The sequence below is a fragment of the [Clostridium] aerotolerans DSM 5434 genome, assembly GCF_000687555.1.
Taxonomy (GTDB): Bacteria; Bacillota; Clostridia; order Lachnospirales; family Lachnospiraceae; genus Lacrimispora; species Lacrimispora aerotolerans.
This window is the reverse complement of record NZ_JHWJ01000027.1, coordinates 1-16,881: the sequence shown is the minus strand read 5'-3', so window position 1 is coordinate 16,881 and position 16,881 is coordinate 1. Positions and strand designations below refer to the sequence as shown.

General features: G+C 40.7%; 15 protein-coding genes and 1 pseudogene. 14 read left to right on the top strand and 2 right to left on the bottom strand.

From position 1 onward, the window contains the following. Positions 1 to 66 precede the first annotated feature (66 nt). Together T546_RS0121835 and T546_RS0121830 are read left to right on the top strand one after the other, a co-directional pair. Positions 67 to 822: pseudogene (locus T546_RS0121835) on the top strand (nucleoside recognition domain-containing protein); the annotation flags it as partial. Between the two features lie 65 nt (positions 823 to 887). Beyond that, on the top strand, positions 888 to 1,115 hold the full coding sequence (locus T546_RS0121830) for a hypothetical protein (protein ID WP_024835114.1): 228 nt from the start codon (positions 888 to 890) through the stop codon (positions 1,113 to 1,115). A 545-nt stretch (positions 1,116 to 1,660) separates the two neighbouring features. On the opposite strand, the gene T546_RS0121820 is transcribed toward T546_RS0121830, so the two are convergent. Next, positions 1,661 to 2,635 carry a phosphotransferase family protein gene (locus T546_RS0121820; RefSeq protein WP_026893433.1) on the bottom strand — a complete coding sequence of 325 codons (975 nt, stop codon included), beginning with the start codon at positions 2,633 to 2,635 and terminating at the stop codon, positions 1,661 to 1,663. Positions 2,636 to 2,834: 199 nt separating this feature from the next. Then, complete coding sequence (locus T546_RS0121815) at positions 2,835 to 3,230, bottom strand: bacteriohemerythrin (protein ID WP_024835116.1); 396 nt, start codon at positions 3,228 to 3,230, stop codon at positions 2,835 to 2,837. A 206-nt stretch (positions 3,231 to 3,436) separates the two neighbouring features. Here T546_RS0121815 and T546_RS0121810 point away from each other — a divergent pair, with 206 nt between their 5' ends. From T546_RS0121810 to T546_RS24280, 12 genes are all read left to right on the top strand, one after another. Continuing rightward, positions 3,437 to 4,225, top strand: a complete 789-nt coding sequence (locus T546_RS0121810; RefSeq protein WP_026893432.1) for a pseudouridine synthase — start codon at positions 3,437 to 3,439, stop codon at positions 4,223 to 4,225. Next, positions 4,215 to 6,173 carry an NAD-dependent DNA ligase LigA gene (ligA, locus tag T546_RS0121805; RefSeq protein ID WP_026893431.1) on the top strand — a complete coding sequence of 653 codons (1,959 nt, stop codon included), beginning with the start codon at positions 4,215 to 4,217 and terminating at the stop codon, positions 6,171 to 6,173. The genes T546_RS0121810 and ligA overlap by 11 nt, the downstream gene beginning before the upstream one ends. A gap of 3 nt (positions 6,174 to 6,176) precedes the next feature. Beyond that, positions 6,177 to 7,109 (top strand): homoserine O-acetyltransferase MetA, encoded by a 933-nt coding sequence (gene metA, locus T546_RS0121800; protein WP_026893430.1) that lies wholly within the window; start codon positions 6,177 to 6,179, stop codon positions 7,107 to 7,109. 439 nt (positions 7,110 to 7,548) lie between these two features. Then, positions 7,549 to 7,857 carry a hypothetical protein gene (locus tag T546_RS0121795; protein ID WP_026893429.1) on the top strand — a complete coding sequence of 103 codons (309 nt, stop codon included), beginning with the start codon at positions 7,549 to 7,551 and terminating at the stop codon, positions 7,855 to 7,857. Positions 7,858 to 8,086: 229 nt separating this feature from the next. Next, positions 8,087 to 8,437, top strand: coding sequence for an ArsR/SmtB family transcription factor (locus T546_RS0121790; protein ID WP_026893428.1), 351 nt, complete (start codon positions 8,087 to 8,089; stop codon positions 8,435 to 8,437). 28 nt (positions 8,438 to 8,465) lie between these two features. Beyond that, a complete protein-coding gene (locus tag T546_RS0121785; RefSeq protein ID WP_026893427.1) occupies positions 8,466 to 9,305 on the top strand; it encodes a nitroreductase family protein in 840 nt (279 codons plus the stop codon). 488 nt (positions 9,306 to 9,793) lie between these two features. Continuing rightward, the gene (locus T546_RS0121780) at positions 9,794 to 11,089 is read left to right on the top strand and encodes a LysM peptidoglycan-binding domain-containing protein (protein ID WP_026893426.1); all 1,296 of its coding nucleotides are present in this window, start codon (positions 9,794 to 9,796) and stop codon (positions 11,087 to 11,089) included. 282 nt (positions 11,090 to 11,371) lie between these two features. After that, complete coding sequence (locus T546_RS0121775; protein WP_026893425.1) at positions 11,372 to 11,668, top strand: hypothetical protein; 297 nt, start codon at positions 11,372 to 11,374, stop codon at positions 11,666 to 11,668. Positions 11,669 to 11,773: 105 nt separating this feature from the next. Then, positions 11,774 to 12,031: a nucleoside triphosphate pyrophosphohydrolase gene (locus tag T546_RS24285; RefSeq protein WP_242842275.1), complete on the top strand. Its 258-nt coding sequence runs from the start codon at positions 11,774 to 11,776 to the stop codon at positions 12,029 to 12,031. A 633-nt stretch (positions 12,032 to 12,664) separates the two neighbouring features. After that, positions 12,665 to 13,441, top strand: a complete 777-nt coding sequence (locus tag T546_RS0121765) for a C39 family peptidase (protein WP_026893424.1) — start codon at positions 12,665 to 12,667, stop codon at positions 13,439 to 13,441. An 87-nt stretch (positions 13,442 to 13,528) separates the two neighbouring features. Beyond that, on the top strand, positions 13,529 to 14,668 hold the full coding sequence (locus T546_RS0121760) for a hypothetical protein (protein WP_026893423.1): 1,140 nt from the start codon (positions 13,529 to 13,531) through the stop codon (positions 14,666 to 14,668). Between the two features lie 414 nt (positions 14,669 to 15,082). Next, positions 15,083 to 16,881 (top strand): collagen-like domain-containing protein (locus T546_RS24280; protein WP_207641341.1); only part of this gene is annotated, 1,799 nt, incomplete at its 3' end.

The following is a 16,881-nucleotide window of genomic DNA, read 5'->3' as shown; positions in this document are numbered from 1 at the left end:
CTTTGATTAAATTAGTGGTTCAAAAAATTGTTTGGGATGGTAAGAAGCTGCATGTTTACATAGATCAGTAGTTTCCCTTTGACTGGTGGCGCATTCCCAACCATGATTGCAATAATAACCATGTTCTTTATCGGTGGCGCCACCGGTCTTTCTTCCACTGTGCTTTCTGCCGCCATTCTCTCTGGTGTCATTGTACTTGGAATCGTCATGACCCTTGTAATATCAAAGCTTTTGTCAGTTACCATCTTAAAGGGAGTTCCTTCCTCCTTTACCCTGGAGCTGCCTCCTTACAGACGACCTCAGATTGGCAAGGTCATTGTTCGGTCCATATTTGACCGGACTCTGTTTGTACTTGGTCGCGCCGTAGTAATCGCTGCCCCGGCAGGTATGGTTATCTGGCTCATGGCGAATTTAAGCGTAGGGGATGCCACCTTGCTATCCCTCTGCTCCGGATTTTTAGATCCATTTGCAAGAGCCATCGGGCTTGACGGAGTCATTCTTTTGGCGTTTATCCTGGGCTTTCCTGCCAATGAAATTGTTGTGCCCATCATCATTATGGCTTATATGGCAGAAGGAAAGCTGCTTCAGATTAATGATCTGTCTGTTTTAAAACACCTTCTGGTTTCCAATGGCTGGACCTGGATTACGGCTGTGAGCACCCTTTTATTTTCCCTGATGCACTGGCCCTGTTCCACCACCTGCCTGACCATACGAAAGGAAACTCAGAGCATGAAATGGACCCTGGTATCCTGGCTTGTACCCACTGTGACCGGGGTGATAGTCTGTTTTATCTTTGCGACCATTGCCAGGGCCTTCCTGTAATGTTTAAACCTTCCACCATTTGTCTACAATTGGAGTAGAACAACAAACGGAAAGGAGGGAGAAGCGTGAACCGGAGTTACCACGTTTGCGCCCTGTCAGACCAGAAGAAAGCCAGGAGCATTGAAAAGGAGATTAAAAAGGTAGACGGAGTGCAGGATATCAGGATTTCAGAAGATTTAAAAGAAATGCAAATCAAAATGGAATACGAAAAAACACCCGCTGTCATGGAGCGGGTGGTGAACATCTGTAACCGCATCTCTAACGGCTGTGAAGTGAAGTATAAATTCACATAGGTGTTGTTAATGGTGATTTATGAAAGTTATAAAACGTCGCGAGGTACTGAAGCTCAGTACGGCCGTGGCGTTTTATATTTTTTATATATTTAAGGTGGGGAAAATAATTGCTCATTAGACTGTGATATGTTACCATAGTGGTATGGAACAATCGTGTCACTGCAAGGGCGTTGGCCTTCCATCCTACATAGATGGGAGGTGGTGCGGATGAAATATGACTTTAAAGACCTTATGGCCTTTGGTATGTTCATAGTCGCATTACTTACCTTTATTTTCGTAAATTGTAAGTAGCATTTTTCTATAAAGTCCTGGGAACAGGCGTAGAAAAACCACCCTTGTATACTTGGCGGTAGCGAGGATGGATTTCTATCATTGTTATGGGCCAACCCCCTTGTATTGGGGCGGTTGTTCCTTTTATAACTATAATATATCACAAATAAATATGTTTTACAATATATAACTGGATAATGCATATAATTAGGCAAGCCCTTAAGATTTTATTTCACGTCAATAGCCATTTTATAAAGAGACTGACCTTGCCCTTTTTACAGAGCTTCCTTAACCGCAAGCTGCAATTCCTTCCATTTTTTTATCAAAAGATTCGTAGACCAGTCATAAAAATCTCTTGTATCATACATTCTATAATCACATTCCTGTGCCACCAGAAGCAGGGTATATATGTCATACCACAGCGCCCGAATGGATTCTTCTTTAGACAAGGTTTCTTTTCCATAACCGGAGCGGAAATCCTCATGATTTTCATAAGTACGAAATCCCACTTCCATAAGAGGATCACCCCACAAACATCGTTCCCAGTCAATCAATCCGCTGATCTGGTTATCCTTTATAAATATGTTTCCATCCCATAGGTCCCAGTGAACCAGGCATGGTGTGGTAACAGACTGAAAGAATGGTTTACTAATGGTTAAACATTCTTTTAGCTGGAGAGAGGGAATTTTTAAATCCACCGACATGTATTCTGCATCCTTTAAGGCATACTCTATGATTTGGGAGAACACGAAAAACCAGTTGTTGCCCTGCAAATCCGAATTTCCCATATATCCAAAGATATCCCCGGTCATTTGATTGATCTCTTTGTTAAGCCTTCCGGTATGGATTCTGATCTGCTTTTTCACTTCCTCTGAGAGCTTTTCCTGCTGGGATGAAAAGCTGGCACCTTTAAGCTCCTCCATAAAGAAATAAGGAGAACCGCATAAGGAGCAGCTATCATCATAAAATAGAACCTTTGCAACGGGAAGAGATGTTTTCCTGGCAACCAGATTCATGGCGTAAACTTCACTAGCCATGATGTTTTTCTCATAGGACATGGTACGGACTTCTTTGGGAGGTGCAATCTTGAGTATACAGGTGCGTCCCCCGGAGAAAGAAATCCTGTAAGCAACATTAAAGTAACCCTCAGTCAGTTCCAAGATTTCCGTACATGTTTCAAGGGGAAATGCATTGGCTGCCATACGATGCAACGTATCTTTTGTCTGTGAATTTTTCGTCTTACTTATCATAGAGAAGAACCTCCTGTTTTTAATGTGGATCCTTGATGGTATTATACCATTGTTGAAACAGTCAGAAAAGCAAACCTATGAAAATAGTTGATTCCTTGCATGAATTCGCTGATATTTGGGATAGTAGTGTTTAACGTAAAAAAAGAACGGTACCAGTCAGATTGTATTTCAGAAGGAACCGTTCTTTTTCTATGTATAATTATGCTTTTTTTGCAAATTCCCCGATCTGTTTGTCCATATTGGAGATATGCTTGGTCAGCCAATCAAGAATCATCTGATTCGCATTAAGGATTACCAGTAAATTCCCGCCGGAAGAATTGTAATCACTCTTAATCTTATTAAGCTGAGTAATAAAGGCTGTATGTGCCGCCTTTTGTTCCTGATATCCAGGATACTTAATACTTAACATGTATTTTTCCTCATCGGCAAAATGCTTTTTGGTATAATCATCAAGGAACTCAAGAAGCTCCCCTACATATTCCTTTGCACGATTGTTCTTTCCAGCTTCAAAGAGAGCTTCCGCTTTCTGAAACCACATCTTGTGCTGGTCGTCGATCATAGAAATCCCAACGGATAAATTTTGTGTCCAAGGCATAACTTTTTTCCTCCTGATAGTATTAATACTTTAATTAACATTATAAACCCATATATTGGAAAAAGCAATGAGTAAAACTGAAAGTAGTAACTATTACCATATTTTTGTTATAGGTAAAACCTAATCCTAAAAGAAGCGTTTAAGTTTGACGTTCCCACTCAGCAATGCTATAATTTTTACTTAGTAAACAGTAAGGGAGAATGATTATGGAGGCAGATGGAATCCGTCTGAATAAATTTTTAAGTGAAGCAGGGATTTGTTCCCGTAGGGAGGCGGACCGTCTCATAGAGGCTGGAAAAGTGAAGATTAATGGACAAGCCGCAGCCACCGGTCAAAAGGTTCTTCCTGGCCAGTCCGTAACCGTGAAAGGACGTGTGATAACCGCATCCGGTCAAAAGGCCGGCCACAAGGAAAAGCAGGTTCTCTTAGCCGTCCATAAACCAAAAGGCATAGTATGCACCACTTCCGATAAAGACCGGGCTCCTAATATAGTGGATATGTTAGACTATCCGGTTCGCATTTACCCCATCGGACGTCTGGACAAGGAATCCGAAGGCTTAATCCTTATGACAAACCAGGGAGACCTGGTGAATAAAATGATGCGCAGCGGAAATGCTCATGAAAAGGAATATCTTGTAAAAGTAAATCGTCCCGTCACAGACGATTTTATCCGTAAGATGAAAAAGGGAGTTCATTTATCCGAGTTAGATGTAACTACTAAGCCCTGCTTTGTTGCAAAAACCGGAGAAAAAGCATTTAAAATCGTCTTGACTCAGGGCCTTAACCGCCAGATCCGCCGAATGTGCAAGGAACTGGGATTTGAGGTACGGCTTCTAAAGCGAATGCGAATCATGAACATTGAGCTGGGAGATTTAAAACCAGGTGCTTACAGAGAACTTTCTAAAAAAGAATACCACCAGATGAAGGAGGCCATAAAAGGCTCATCCAATCTTTCCTATAAAGATCATAAAAAGGAGTTATCTGATGGACGCTAAAATAAGCAGAATGAAAGAACTGATCCCCATCTTAAACGAGGCGGGAAAAGCCTATTATCAGGAAAGCCGGGAAATCATGAGCAATTTTGAATATGACCGGCTTTACGATGAGCTTTTAGACCTTGAACAGGAGACTGGAGTGGTTCTGTCTAAAAGCCCTACACAAAACGTAGGTTACCAGGTGTTAAGTGAGCTTCCAAAGGAAGCCCATGACAGCCCCATGCTTTCCCTTGATAAGACAAAAAGTGTGGAATCACTGGCCGATTGGTTAGGCAGTCAGGAAGGAATCCTCTCCTGGAAGCTGGATGGACTGACCGTGGTTTTAAACTATAATAATGGAACCCTTCAAAAAGCAGTAACAAGAGGAAACGGAGAAATCGGAGAGGTAATCACCAATAACGCCAGGGTCTTCGCCAATATCCCCTTAAATATTTCCCACAAGGGAGAGCTTGTACTCAGAGGCGAGGCAATCATCAAGTATTCGGATTTTAACCGGATTAACGAGGAAATCGAAGATGTAGCTGCCAAGTACAAAAACCCCAGAAACTTATGCAGCGGTTCTGTCAGACAGCTGAACAATCAGATCACAGCCAAGAGAAATGTAAACTTTAAGGCGTTTGCACTGGTATCTGCCACAGGAGTGGATTTTCAAAACTCCAGACGGGTCCAGTTTGAATGGTTAAAGGCCCAGGGCTTTGATGTGGTAGATTATAAAATGGTAACAAAGGAATCTCTTCCTTCATCAGTGGAAGAGTTTGCAACGGAAGTATCCGGTTATGATATCCCTTCCGACGGTCTGGTGCTCATGTATGATGACATTTCCTACGGCGAATCCTTAGGCCGCACCGCAAAGTTCCCCCGCAATGCCATTGCCTTTAAATGGGCCGATGAGATTCGGGAAACAAAGCTGACCAGGATTTTATGGAGTCCATCAAGAACCGGTCTTATCAATCCGGTCGCCATCTTTGAACCAGTGGAATTAGAGGGAACCACCGTAAGCCGTGCCAGTGTTCATAATCTAAGCATTATGGAAGCTTTGGAATTAGGAGAAGGGGATTTAATCACTGTATATAAAGCAAATATGATTATCCCTCAGATTGCAGACAATCTAACAAGAAGCAATGGCATCGTAATCCCGGAAGAATGTCCGGTGTGCAATGGTCAGACCGAAATACGACAGGTCAACGATGTAAAAAGCCTATACTGCGTAAACCCAGACTGCCAGGCTAAGCGGATTAAGAGCTTTTCCCTGTTTGTCAGCCGGGATGCCTTGAATATAGACGGATTATCGGAAGCCACCTTGGAAAAATTCATTGGAGCCGGATTTATCAAAGAGTTCGCGGATATCTTCCATTTGGAGCAGTATGAGGAAACCATCACTCAGATGGAAGGATTTGGAAGAAAATCCTACGACAATTTGATTCAGGCAATCAAGACCGCTTCCAACACCACTCTGCCAAGGCTGATCTATGGTCTGGGAATCGCAGGCATCGGATTATCCAATGCAAAAATGCTGTGCCGGGAATTCCGGTTTGACTTTAATAAAATGCGTCATGCAGGAGAAGAGGAGCTTACTTCCGTATCTGGTATCGGAAAGGTTCTGGCAGATGCCTGGATTTATTATTTCAGTCAGGAAAAGAATAACGAGATGGTGGACCGCCTGCTTATGGAGGTCAATATAAAGCAGGAGGCAGAGTCGGAAGGCAGCAGAAAGCTGGAGGGTATGGTATTTGTCATCACTGGCTCAGTCGAGCATTTTGAAAACAGGAAGGCGCTCCAGGAAGCAATTGAGGCTCAGGGAGGCAAAGCCACCGGCTCCGTTACTTCAAAAACCACATATTTGATTAACAATGATACTACGTCCAATTCCTCTAAGAATAAGAAGGCAAAGGAACTGGGAGTGCCCATTATTTCGGAGGAAGAATTCATAAAATTACTGGAGGAATAAAATATGCCGATTAAAGTACAAAAGGATTTGCCAGCAAAAGCCATATTGGAAAAAGAGAACATATTTACCATGGACGAAGACCGTGCCTCAACCCAGGACATACGTCCTCTTGAGATTCTCATCGTGAACCTGATGCCAATCAAGGAAGACACAGAGACTCAGCTTCTTCGCGCCCTGTCCAATACACCCCTCCAGGTGGATTGCTCCTTTCTCATGCTGGAGAGCCATACTTCCAAGAATACTTCTGCAAGCCATTTGAATAAATTTTATAACTATTTTGATGAAGTAAAGAATAAAAAGTTCGATGGAATGATTATCACCGGTGCGCCTGTGGAGAATATGGAATTTAAAGAGGTGAATTACTGGGAAGAGCTGGAGCGCATCATGGAATGGAGTAAGACTCATGTAACAAGTACTCTCCATATCTGTTGGGGCGCTCAGGCCGGACTCTATTATCATTATGGGATTCATAAATTTAAAAGAGATAGTAAATTATCTGGTATCTATAGTCACAAGGTTCTGGACCGGAAGGTGCCATTGGTTCGGAGTATGGATGACTTTATCATGGCTCCCCATTCCAGATATACTGAGGTGAGAAGAGAAGATATTGATAAGGTTCCGGGGCTTAAGGTACTTGTGGAGTCTAAGGAAGCAGGACTGTTTCTGGTTATGAGCGAGGATGGAAGACAGATCTTTGTCCAGGGTCACCCGGAGTATGACAGGATGACGTTAGATGGGGAGTATCATCGGGATTTGGATAAAGGACTGAACCCGGAGATTCCTTGTAATTATTATGAGAATGATGATCCTAGTACGGTTCCAATGCTTAATTGGAGGAATGCGGCGAATACGTTGTATGCCAATTGGTTGAATTATTATGTTTATCAGGTTACTCCGTTTGATCTTGAGGGAGAAGAAGAGGATTACGTAATATAATGTGAGGCCGTGAGATTTATGTTAGTAAAAATGTAGCGTTATAAGTTAATGTGATATCGTAATTTTATGTAAAACGGTTGTATGTTAAAGTTATGAACATGATTTTGCTATATTACAAAAAGAATATCTGAAACTAAAAAACATGAATCAATAAAAAAAGTAACCAGTTAGAGGGAGCATCGTCATATAAATTTGGCGGTGCTCTCGTTATATATTGAGTCTACTTAGTGATAGCTCAAAAGATAATGGATATACCGATCGTAAATGTTTAATCACATAAATAGTAAAGGTATTTAGAGTATTCGAAGCACGACTTGGTTTAATAATCAAGTAACGATTGTTCAGAGGAATGAAGGAAGAAATGAATTGATTCCGGTTTCTACCTCTTTTATAATAAAGAATAGGAAAAACAATTGAGAAATGATAAGGAGAAAAAGCTGTGAAGATACATAATCATAATCTAAATATTCATTATACAGCACCTGATGAGGTGTGGGGGAAGCTAGGGGAATTATATGAGAAAATGCCACATTGGAATGGATTTGTAGATGGCTGTCCCCAATGGTATGGAGTGGATCAAAAGCTAATTGATGTATCCGTAGAACCCAGCGGATTAAAATTTTATGCAGAACTCCCCGAGGAAGAATGGAATGAATGGTTCTCATTGTTTAAGAGAGAGGCAACAAAACTTTTAGGGTATCCAATTGGAGAGCCGGAAGATGGTTTTGAATTTTATTTCTGGGAATAGAGTCATTGCACCATTAAATCACCTTATAGCGATTGAAGTTCCTAAGTTGAAGGTACTGAAAATCTAAGAAGGCGGAAAAATGGGAAGATATGCTTTGTTGCGGAAGATTACTATGATTAATTTATAAATTTTATTGGTCTCGATTTTCTTTCCCAATGAATTATTTTGATTTAATTGTGATACAATGGTCCAAAGGATTAAACCTTTAATTGATGAAAGGATTTATACAATGGAACAAGCAGATGAGTTAGAACTATTAACAAATGAATTTAAAGCCTGTCAAAAATCCCTAATCGCATTAGGGGATGAAACACGGCAGAGTATTATTATGTCTCTTATGGAATGTGATTGCAAGGGAGTAAGAGTAGGTGAAATAGCAAACAAAACTCATTTGTCAAGACCTGCGGTATCTCACCATTTACAAATACTAAAAGATGCAGGGATTATTGGAATGAGACGAGAGGGTACAAAAAATTATTACTATCTTGACTCTAAGAAAAATGAATTAAACAAGTTGAAAACATTGTTGCTTCATGTAGAAAAGATCCTTGAAAATGCACCTTGTAGAGGAGAAGAATAAATAAATCTTATTGTGGAGGAGAGTAAATATGAACCTATCATTTCCTATTGAAAAGACAGTCAAAGAGCGACACAGCGTGAGAACCTATGAGAAACGTGCGCTTTCTGCGGAGGTAAGGAATCAAATCGAAGTCTACATGACAGAGTTAACCAACCCATTTTCCATTGACATTACGTTTGAGCTGTTGAAGAAAAACATATCTGGAGATGGGGAAAAGCTGGGAACCTATGGGGTCATAAAAGGAGCCCAGGACTTCATTTCTGCATCCGTGAGCAAAGACGAACTCTCTCTGGAAGCTCTGGGGTATTCCTTTGAGGAATTAGTCCTGTATGCCACCTCTCTTGGACTAGGCACCTGCTGGTTAGGCGGCAGTTTCGACCACAACAGCTTCGCAACTGCCATGCATTTAAAAGCAGGAGAAGTCATCCCCTGTATTTCCCCAATAGGATATCCGGTAGACAAAAAGAGATTTCTGGAATCCATCATGAGTAAGGTGGTAAAATCGGACCAGAGAATGGATTGGAGTAAGCTCTATTTTAAGCAGGGTTTCACACAGCCTTTAACGAAAGAAGAAGCCGGGGAATATGCATTTCCGCTGGAAATGATGCGCCTGGCACCATCTGCGGTCAATAAGCAGCCATGGCGAGTTATTAAAGATAAGGACATATATCATTTTTACAAAGCAAGAACACTGAAAAAGGATGAAGAAAAGATTGATATACAGAGAGTAGATATGGGGATTGGTGCCTGCCACTTCCATATGGCAGCAATGGAAAAGGGATTAAAGGGCAAATTTGAGAAGCTTGCAACACCTGATATTCAGACTCCGGACCAGATGTTTTATACTTTTTCCTGGGTCGTTGGCTAACACACAGGATAAGAAAGTATTTGTTCCTCCATTTGAACAATTACAGCTCCAGCAAAAATGGTGCTGGAATCAACATTAATTAAAAACGGGTAAGAATAGGAGACTTCACGGCATCCATTCTTACCCGTTTCACATATAATAGAATTTATGCTGATACAGAATACATAGCGTACACTGGTAGTGTATAAGGAATTATCTAAAGATTGTAAAAAAATGCATTTGTTTCGTTTGTTTCATTATATGATGTTAATAGTAGCAATCTATATCATCAATATTATTAATTAATCATGATAACCATGGATATGATTTTTAACTAGTTGAGAATAAAGGGGAATCATTTACATAGATGGTCTTACTGTAAATGACAATGGCCAGCAAAGAAAATGATACGCATGTTATATAATAAACAGCGGAAAATTCCCATTATAATGAATGAACAAATAAGAAAGGCATATACATAGAGAGAAAAAGATCATTTTGGGGTATTCATGACCATACACATTGTTCAAGCTGGTGAAACCATTTCTTCCATATCAGAGCAGTACAAGATTCCGGTTGATCGATTAATCATGGAAAACGGAATCACAAACCCGGAAAACTTGGCAATTGGCCAAACCATTGTGATTGTTCAGCCTAAAACGGTCTATGTCGTCCAGCCAGGTGATACGTTGGCAAGCATTGCACAGCAGTACAATGTTTCCCCCATGGAGATATTAAGAAATAATCCCAATCTTTCAGATCGGGTATATCTTTACGCAGGTGAAACCATTGTGATAGAATATCAAACAAACAGAACAAGAACCATAGCTACCAGTGGGTATACTTTTTCTTATATTGATAGATCCGTATTAATAAAAACCCTTCCATTTTTATCTTATCTGACAATCTTTAATTATAGAGCTACCGAAGAGGCTGAAATAGTTACCGCTGGTAATGATACGGATCTTATCCATTTGGCAGAATCTTATGGCGTGGCACCGATTATGTTTGTTTCCACCATTGCGGAAGATGGGATGGTTAATCGTGAGGTAAACTATACTATTTTAAATAATCCTGACATTCAAGTTCTCTTGATTGAAAACTCTTTGCAAATAATGAAAGAGAAAGGATATCACGGCATAAACATATACATAGAAGACATTAGCTATGACAATATTGATAAGCTCTCAGAGTATTTAAGGAGAGCCTCTGCAATATTTCGTTCAGAAGGTTTTAGAATACTTATTACGATTACACCTGTTACGAATATTGATAACTCCGGCATCAGCCTTGAAAGAATTGACTATTCCAAATTGGCAGATTATGTAGACGGTATCATTTTTGCTTCCTATGATTGGGCGAGGACATTCGGATATCCCAGCTCGGTTTTTCCTGTGAATATACTGACAGAACTGTTGGATTATTCGGTTGATATTATTCCTCCTGAAAAAATATTTCTGGGAATCACTACGCTTGGTTATGATTGGTCACTACCCTATATTCCTGGATCTACTGGTGCCACCATAGTAACCAATAACGGAGCCGTACAAATTGCAGCGGAAAATAATATCCCCATACAATTTAACGAGCCGGCTCAATCGCCTTATTTCTACTATATGTCAAGTGATGGATTTTTACATGTAATATGGTTCAAAGATGCAAGAAGCTTTGAAGCACGAATCAATCTGGTTTCAGAATATAATCTCCAGGGATTATCAGTTTGGACCATAATGAGATTTGATGCTCAAATGTGGCTTATTATTAATAATGAATATTACATAGAGAAACCACATTTAAACATCTGAGTATGAGGATAGTATAATATATATTTAGTAGATAGGCCTTCTATGAGAATCTGATATCATAGCAGGTCTATTTTTGATTGCAAAAATGGAGCGTTGGATTAGCCAACCTTTTTCCCAAAGAATATATGTAATCAAGTCAGTTCATATGTAGACGATCAAACAATATATTGACAGGGTGTTGAGGTCATATTACCATTATAATTAAGATGATTCGCATTTTTTAAATAATCTATTATCTAAGCATGAAGAAGTATCAGATAAAAAATCCCAGGAGGAAAATCAATGGAAATTCGTCCCCAAACCGTTATTAAAATGACTGTAGTAAAAAAGAATCATTATTGCCCTGTCTTTCAAGAAGGTGATGAAATAATAATTAAGAAACATTGCTTAGACACAAGCTTCAATCAACTGAATAAGTTCTGTTATGCCACTCTGGCAGATATATATCCAAAGTGCAACAATTTAAGAAAGCAGCCGGTAGGAACAAAAGATACTTTTGTCTGCCGTGATAATGGTATTATTGAAATAGAATTAGAAAGATTGGAAGATGAGCCATACGATTTTGAAAGAAAGGTGTAAAAACGTGATAAAGTATAATAAGCTGGTGGAGATAAGATCCCGGATATAATAAGAAATGATGGCAGAACAGCATCCCATTACACGTTGTCGGAAGAAGAATATATAATGGAGCTTGATAAAAAGTTAAATGAAGAGGTTAATGAGTATCAGATAGATAAGAATTTAGAAGAAATGGCTGATATTTTGGAAGTTCTATACGGGATTTGTAAAGCCAGAGGGTTTAGTATAGATGAGCTAGAAGCAAAAAGGAAAGAGAAGGCCCTTTTAAGGGGAAATTTTGATAATAGAGTATTCTTAGAGTTTGTAGAAGATGAACATAAGACCAACGATGAAACAGGAAGTTCTCTTTTTGAAATGGGTTAATACGTATAAAAAGTAGTCTGGTACGAATCATAATGGGAAGAAAACAAGTTTCCAATTCTTATAGAGATATAAGGATAGGGGCTTGTTTTTTTATATCATCAAACTTAATAATAGGTCAATTTCTACATAAAATCGACTATTTTCGACACGACCCGCTTTTTGGGCAAATTTTATTATATATTAGGTTTATGATCCATAACTGCAAACAAAATGATGATTGAAAGAATCAATAACTGAGTGGTATATCCCTATGTGGAGTTGCATCCGAATTTAGACAAGTTCAAATAAATTAAGCAAAATATTATATAAGAAAATTGCAGCCTGCGTGCAGCATGAAATGATTCAATCATTATAATATTAAACTGCAATGGTTGAATAGGAGACTGGCATGACAGATTATGGTTCAAATAAAAAAGGAGGATGTACCGTAGGAATAATACATATTTTAAAATGAATGATTGATTTGAATCAAAAATAAGTGGCACAAAACTTAGTGTGCAATATAATCGGTTGCAATCAACTCTTAAAATCAGTACAAGGAGGTATTATTCAAGATTTATGTTATGACATAAATCACTATTGTATTTTTTTAATCAACGAAAACTAAATGATAAAATATGGAGGATTATATTTATGAAAAAGTTACTTTTAATGTCTTTAACCGTTACAATGTTATTATCAACCAGTACTATTTCCTTTGCAGGAGAAAAATTTTCCGACAAAAATTATGTGGAAGCGAAAGCTGCTTATGTAGGAGTGGAGAGCCGTCCTTTAAGCGTTAGCTCAGATTCTTTATCTGCCCCCAAAGGTGCACTCCCAGCAAGACCAAATGATAAATCTGGAGCAAAACCAAAACAGGCAGATATCTTAAATGAAAGTCTATCCCTTCGTGCGGCAGCATCCTGGAATTATCTTTCTGGATATACTGTATACAATCAGAAAACAAGCTACAATTGTGGACCAGCTACTGTTCAGGCAGCATTAAATTATCTTGGTTATAATCCAGATCAGTCGGATATCGCAAGGGGATGTAAGACAACAACAAACGGTTCTTACATCGCTGACATGGTTTCTTATATCAATCGGCAGCAGTCAAAGTACAAATATACTGGTAGATACAACGAATCATCATCTGGTATGAGTCAGATTTTATACAGTGGAATCGCAAATGCAAAAGCAGCTCCTATTATCGGACTTACCTTTTCCTCTAGTGATGGTTGGCTTTACTCAACCAATGGTCATTTTATGTCAGTATACGGTGCCAAAAGTGATCGTTCCTCATTTGCATTAGCTGATCCATGGATTGGATACTCAGGTTCCGGATTAAATGGTCAATCATGGACCTACACAAAATCTACTTCTACTCTTTATAAGGCATATAGCAAAGTAAATATCGGATTAATGTACTAAATCTATATAGTTTCAGATTTCTGGAAAAGACTAATAGGATATTTCCCGTTAGTCTTTTCCAAACATAGAGAGGGAGCGTTTAAATATATGATCAGGAAAATAAAAGGCCTTCTGTTGCCTTTCATCATACTTTTTATATTACTCTTATCAGGCTGTAACATTCAAACTGATCATGGAAGTTCCAATAAAAGCGCAATGAATCAAGCTCAGGCATATAGTGTGACATTTGATAAATCTGCTTTGAGGACCTATATTGATATTTATGAAACGAAGTTATTATATATGGAATTAAGGGATTCTAATGCTGACTTTTTTATATATGATTTTAAAGCGGGCAGTAATAAGAAGATTCTGACCATTAATAATTTTGCATTAAAAGGAATAAGCAATGCCCGAATGGGGGATATCCTTTATTTTTACGTAAGTGAATATCAGGGAGCAGATTTGGAAAATCATCTATATGCGGTGAATTTTACTGAAGGAAATATGCAGGTAGAATCAAAAAATACATATACCCAGAAGCTGATTCCATTAACAAGCCTGGATCAGAAAATAGTATCTCTGCAGGGAAATTATTTAGAAACCGGGGCATTTCAATCATTTCTGGAAACGTTTGATAATAAAAAACGTACTAGGCAGGTTAATTTAAATTCAGGTACGAATTCTCCAAGCGTGAAAGAGGAATCTATATCACGGCAAATGATTTATATAACCAGCGATGATCGTTATTTATATGCTTTAGAAAAAAACAATTTTGATTCAGAAATGAATTGCTTCCTTGTAAAATATGACAAAGATTTTTCTCTGATCAGCGAGATGGACATAACGGATACATTAAAGAAATATGATATAGCCGGCGGAGTAGGGTCATTCTTTGTATTTGGTCATTATTTTGGTATAACGGATTATTCCAATAATACAATAGTATGTGACTTAGATAAAGTCGATCCGGCTCTTCTATATGAAAATGATGTTGAATATGTCAAAGATTTTTTTGATCCTGGTCCATATGAATTTTTATATAAGAGAAACTCAAATGAGATATACCGGTTTGATACCGCATCAGGAAAAATTCAGCTGCAACAATTTGACTTAGAAAATAACACCTCCAGCATTCGGGTGATGCTTTCCTATGGGGATAATCTTTTAATCGTAAAGCAGCCTAAGTCGGATAGTGATATGGATGAAAAGGTATATTTAATATCAAAAAATTACGATACACAATGAAAGAGATAAAAATAGTTGAATGGTTAATTCCAATAAAAGAGCCGGGGAGATTTTTCCCCGGCTCATTTATTGGAATTAAATTGCGGGTTTTGATTCAATGGTGATATATGACTAAAGAAGGTTTTTGTATTTTAGGGCAGCTAATGAAATAAGAAAGTTAGAGAATGTTTGATTGGTTATTTGTATGAATATTGTTATTTGAAATTTAGTAAAAGTTAAATGAGTGCTAAGACCATGATCTTAAAAAATTAATACATAGGATTTTGTAATTATTTCATTAGCTTTGGAGTTCAAAGGCAAATGGAGCTTCTAACGTAACAAGTATCATAAGTATCATATTATGTTATTATAGTGAGCTTTTCTATGCTCACAAATTTTTTATAAATAAATTAGGTAGAAAGGAGGTCATTCTCTATGAGCGATATAGCATTACAAATAGAACGTGTTTTATCTGGTGTAGTAGCTGTAAATGCTAATGTAATTTTCGAAAATATCGTTTTTTTGTCAGGAAATATTAGCTACAATACTGCAACAGGTGAAATAACATTTAATGAACCAGGGAGATATGTAATAAACTGGTGGGTTGCGTCGCAATCTACCCAAGCGACAAACGGGGTGGTGTTTGCATTAGCGTCCTCCCAAGGAGATTTACTGGAAGGCAATTCTCCTATTAAAACAGGAGAAGTAGTTGGTTTTGGAGTTACAGAAATCACTTCTGCACCACAGACCTTATCTTTAATTAACGCCAGCAATGCTGAAATATTCTATGCTGTCGCCGTTCCCTTAACTGCTACTCTTGTCATTGTTGAAGATGACAATACTGGTGAAGGATCAACAGGTCCAACAGGAGCCACCGGCCCGACAGGTCCGACGGGTGGTACAGGAGCCACCGGTCCAATTGGAGCTACAGGAGCAACTGGCTCAACGGGTGATACGGGGGCCACCGGCCCAACAGGCGAAACGGGAGCAACAGGATCAACAGGCGATACAGGAGCGACCGGCCCGGCAGGAGATACAGGAGCGACCGGTCCAACAGGAGTTACAGGTCCGACAGGAGCCATTGGCCCAACGGGAGCCACCGGTCCAACAGGAGCCATCGGCCCGACCGGTCCAACAGGAGCCACAGGCCCAACCGGTCCAACAGGAGCCACAGGCCCGACCGGTCCAACAGGAACCACCGGCCCGACCGGTCCAACAGTAGATACAGGAGCCACCGGCCCAACAGGAACCACCGGCCCGACCGGTCCAACAGGAGCCACAGGCCCGGCCGGTCCAACGGGAACCACCGGCCCAACCGGTCCGACGAGCGACACAGGTCCAACCGGCCCAACAGGAGCTACAGGAGCCACTGGTCCAACCGGCCCAACAGGAGCCACAGGTCTAACTGGCCCGACCGGAGCCACAGGCCCGACCGGCCCGACGAGTGACACAGGCCCAACCGGCCCAACGGGATATACAGGAGCCACGGGTCCAACCGGCCCAACAGGAGACACAGGTCTAACTGGTCCGACTGGAGCCACAGGCCCGACCGGCCCGACGAGTGAAACAGGCCCAACCGGCCCAACAGGAGACACAGGTCTAACTGGTCCGACCGGAGCCACCGGCCCGACCGGCCCGACAAGTGACACAGGCCCAACCGGTCCAACAGGAGATACAGGAGCCACTGGTCCGACAGGTCCTACGAGTGACACAGGCCCGACCGGTCCAACGGGTGACACAGGTCCAACCGGACCAAGCGGAGCTACGGGAGCCACTGGTCCGACAGGTCCTACGAGCGACACAGGTCCAACTGGACCAACAGGAGATACAGGAGCCACGGGTCCGACAGGCCCAACGAGTGATACTGGTCCGACAGGCCCAACAGGAGATACAGGTTCAACCGGACCGACGGGAGCCACTGGTCCGACAGGTCCTACGAGTGATACCGGTCCAACAGGGGCAACAGGAGCTACAGGGGCTACAGGTCCAACCGGTCCAACAGGGGCAACGGGCCCGACAGGTCCAACGAGTGACACCGGCCCCACGGGAGATACAGGCCCAACCGGCCCAACAGGAATCACCGGCCCAACCGGCCCAACCGGCCCAACAGGAGCAACCGGCCCGACCGGCCCAACAGGAGATACAGGAGCCACTGGTCCGACAGGTCCAACGAGCGATACAGGCCCAACCGGCCCAACGGGAGCTACAGGGGCCACCGGCCCAACAGGAGATAC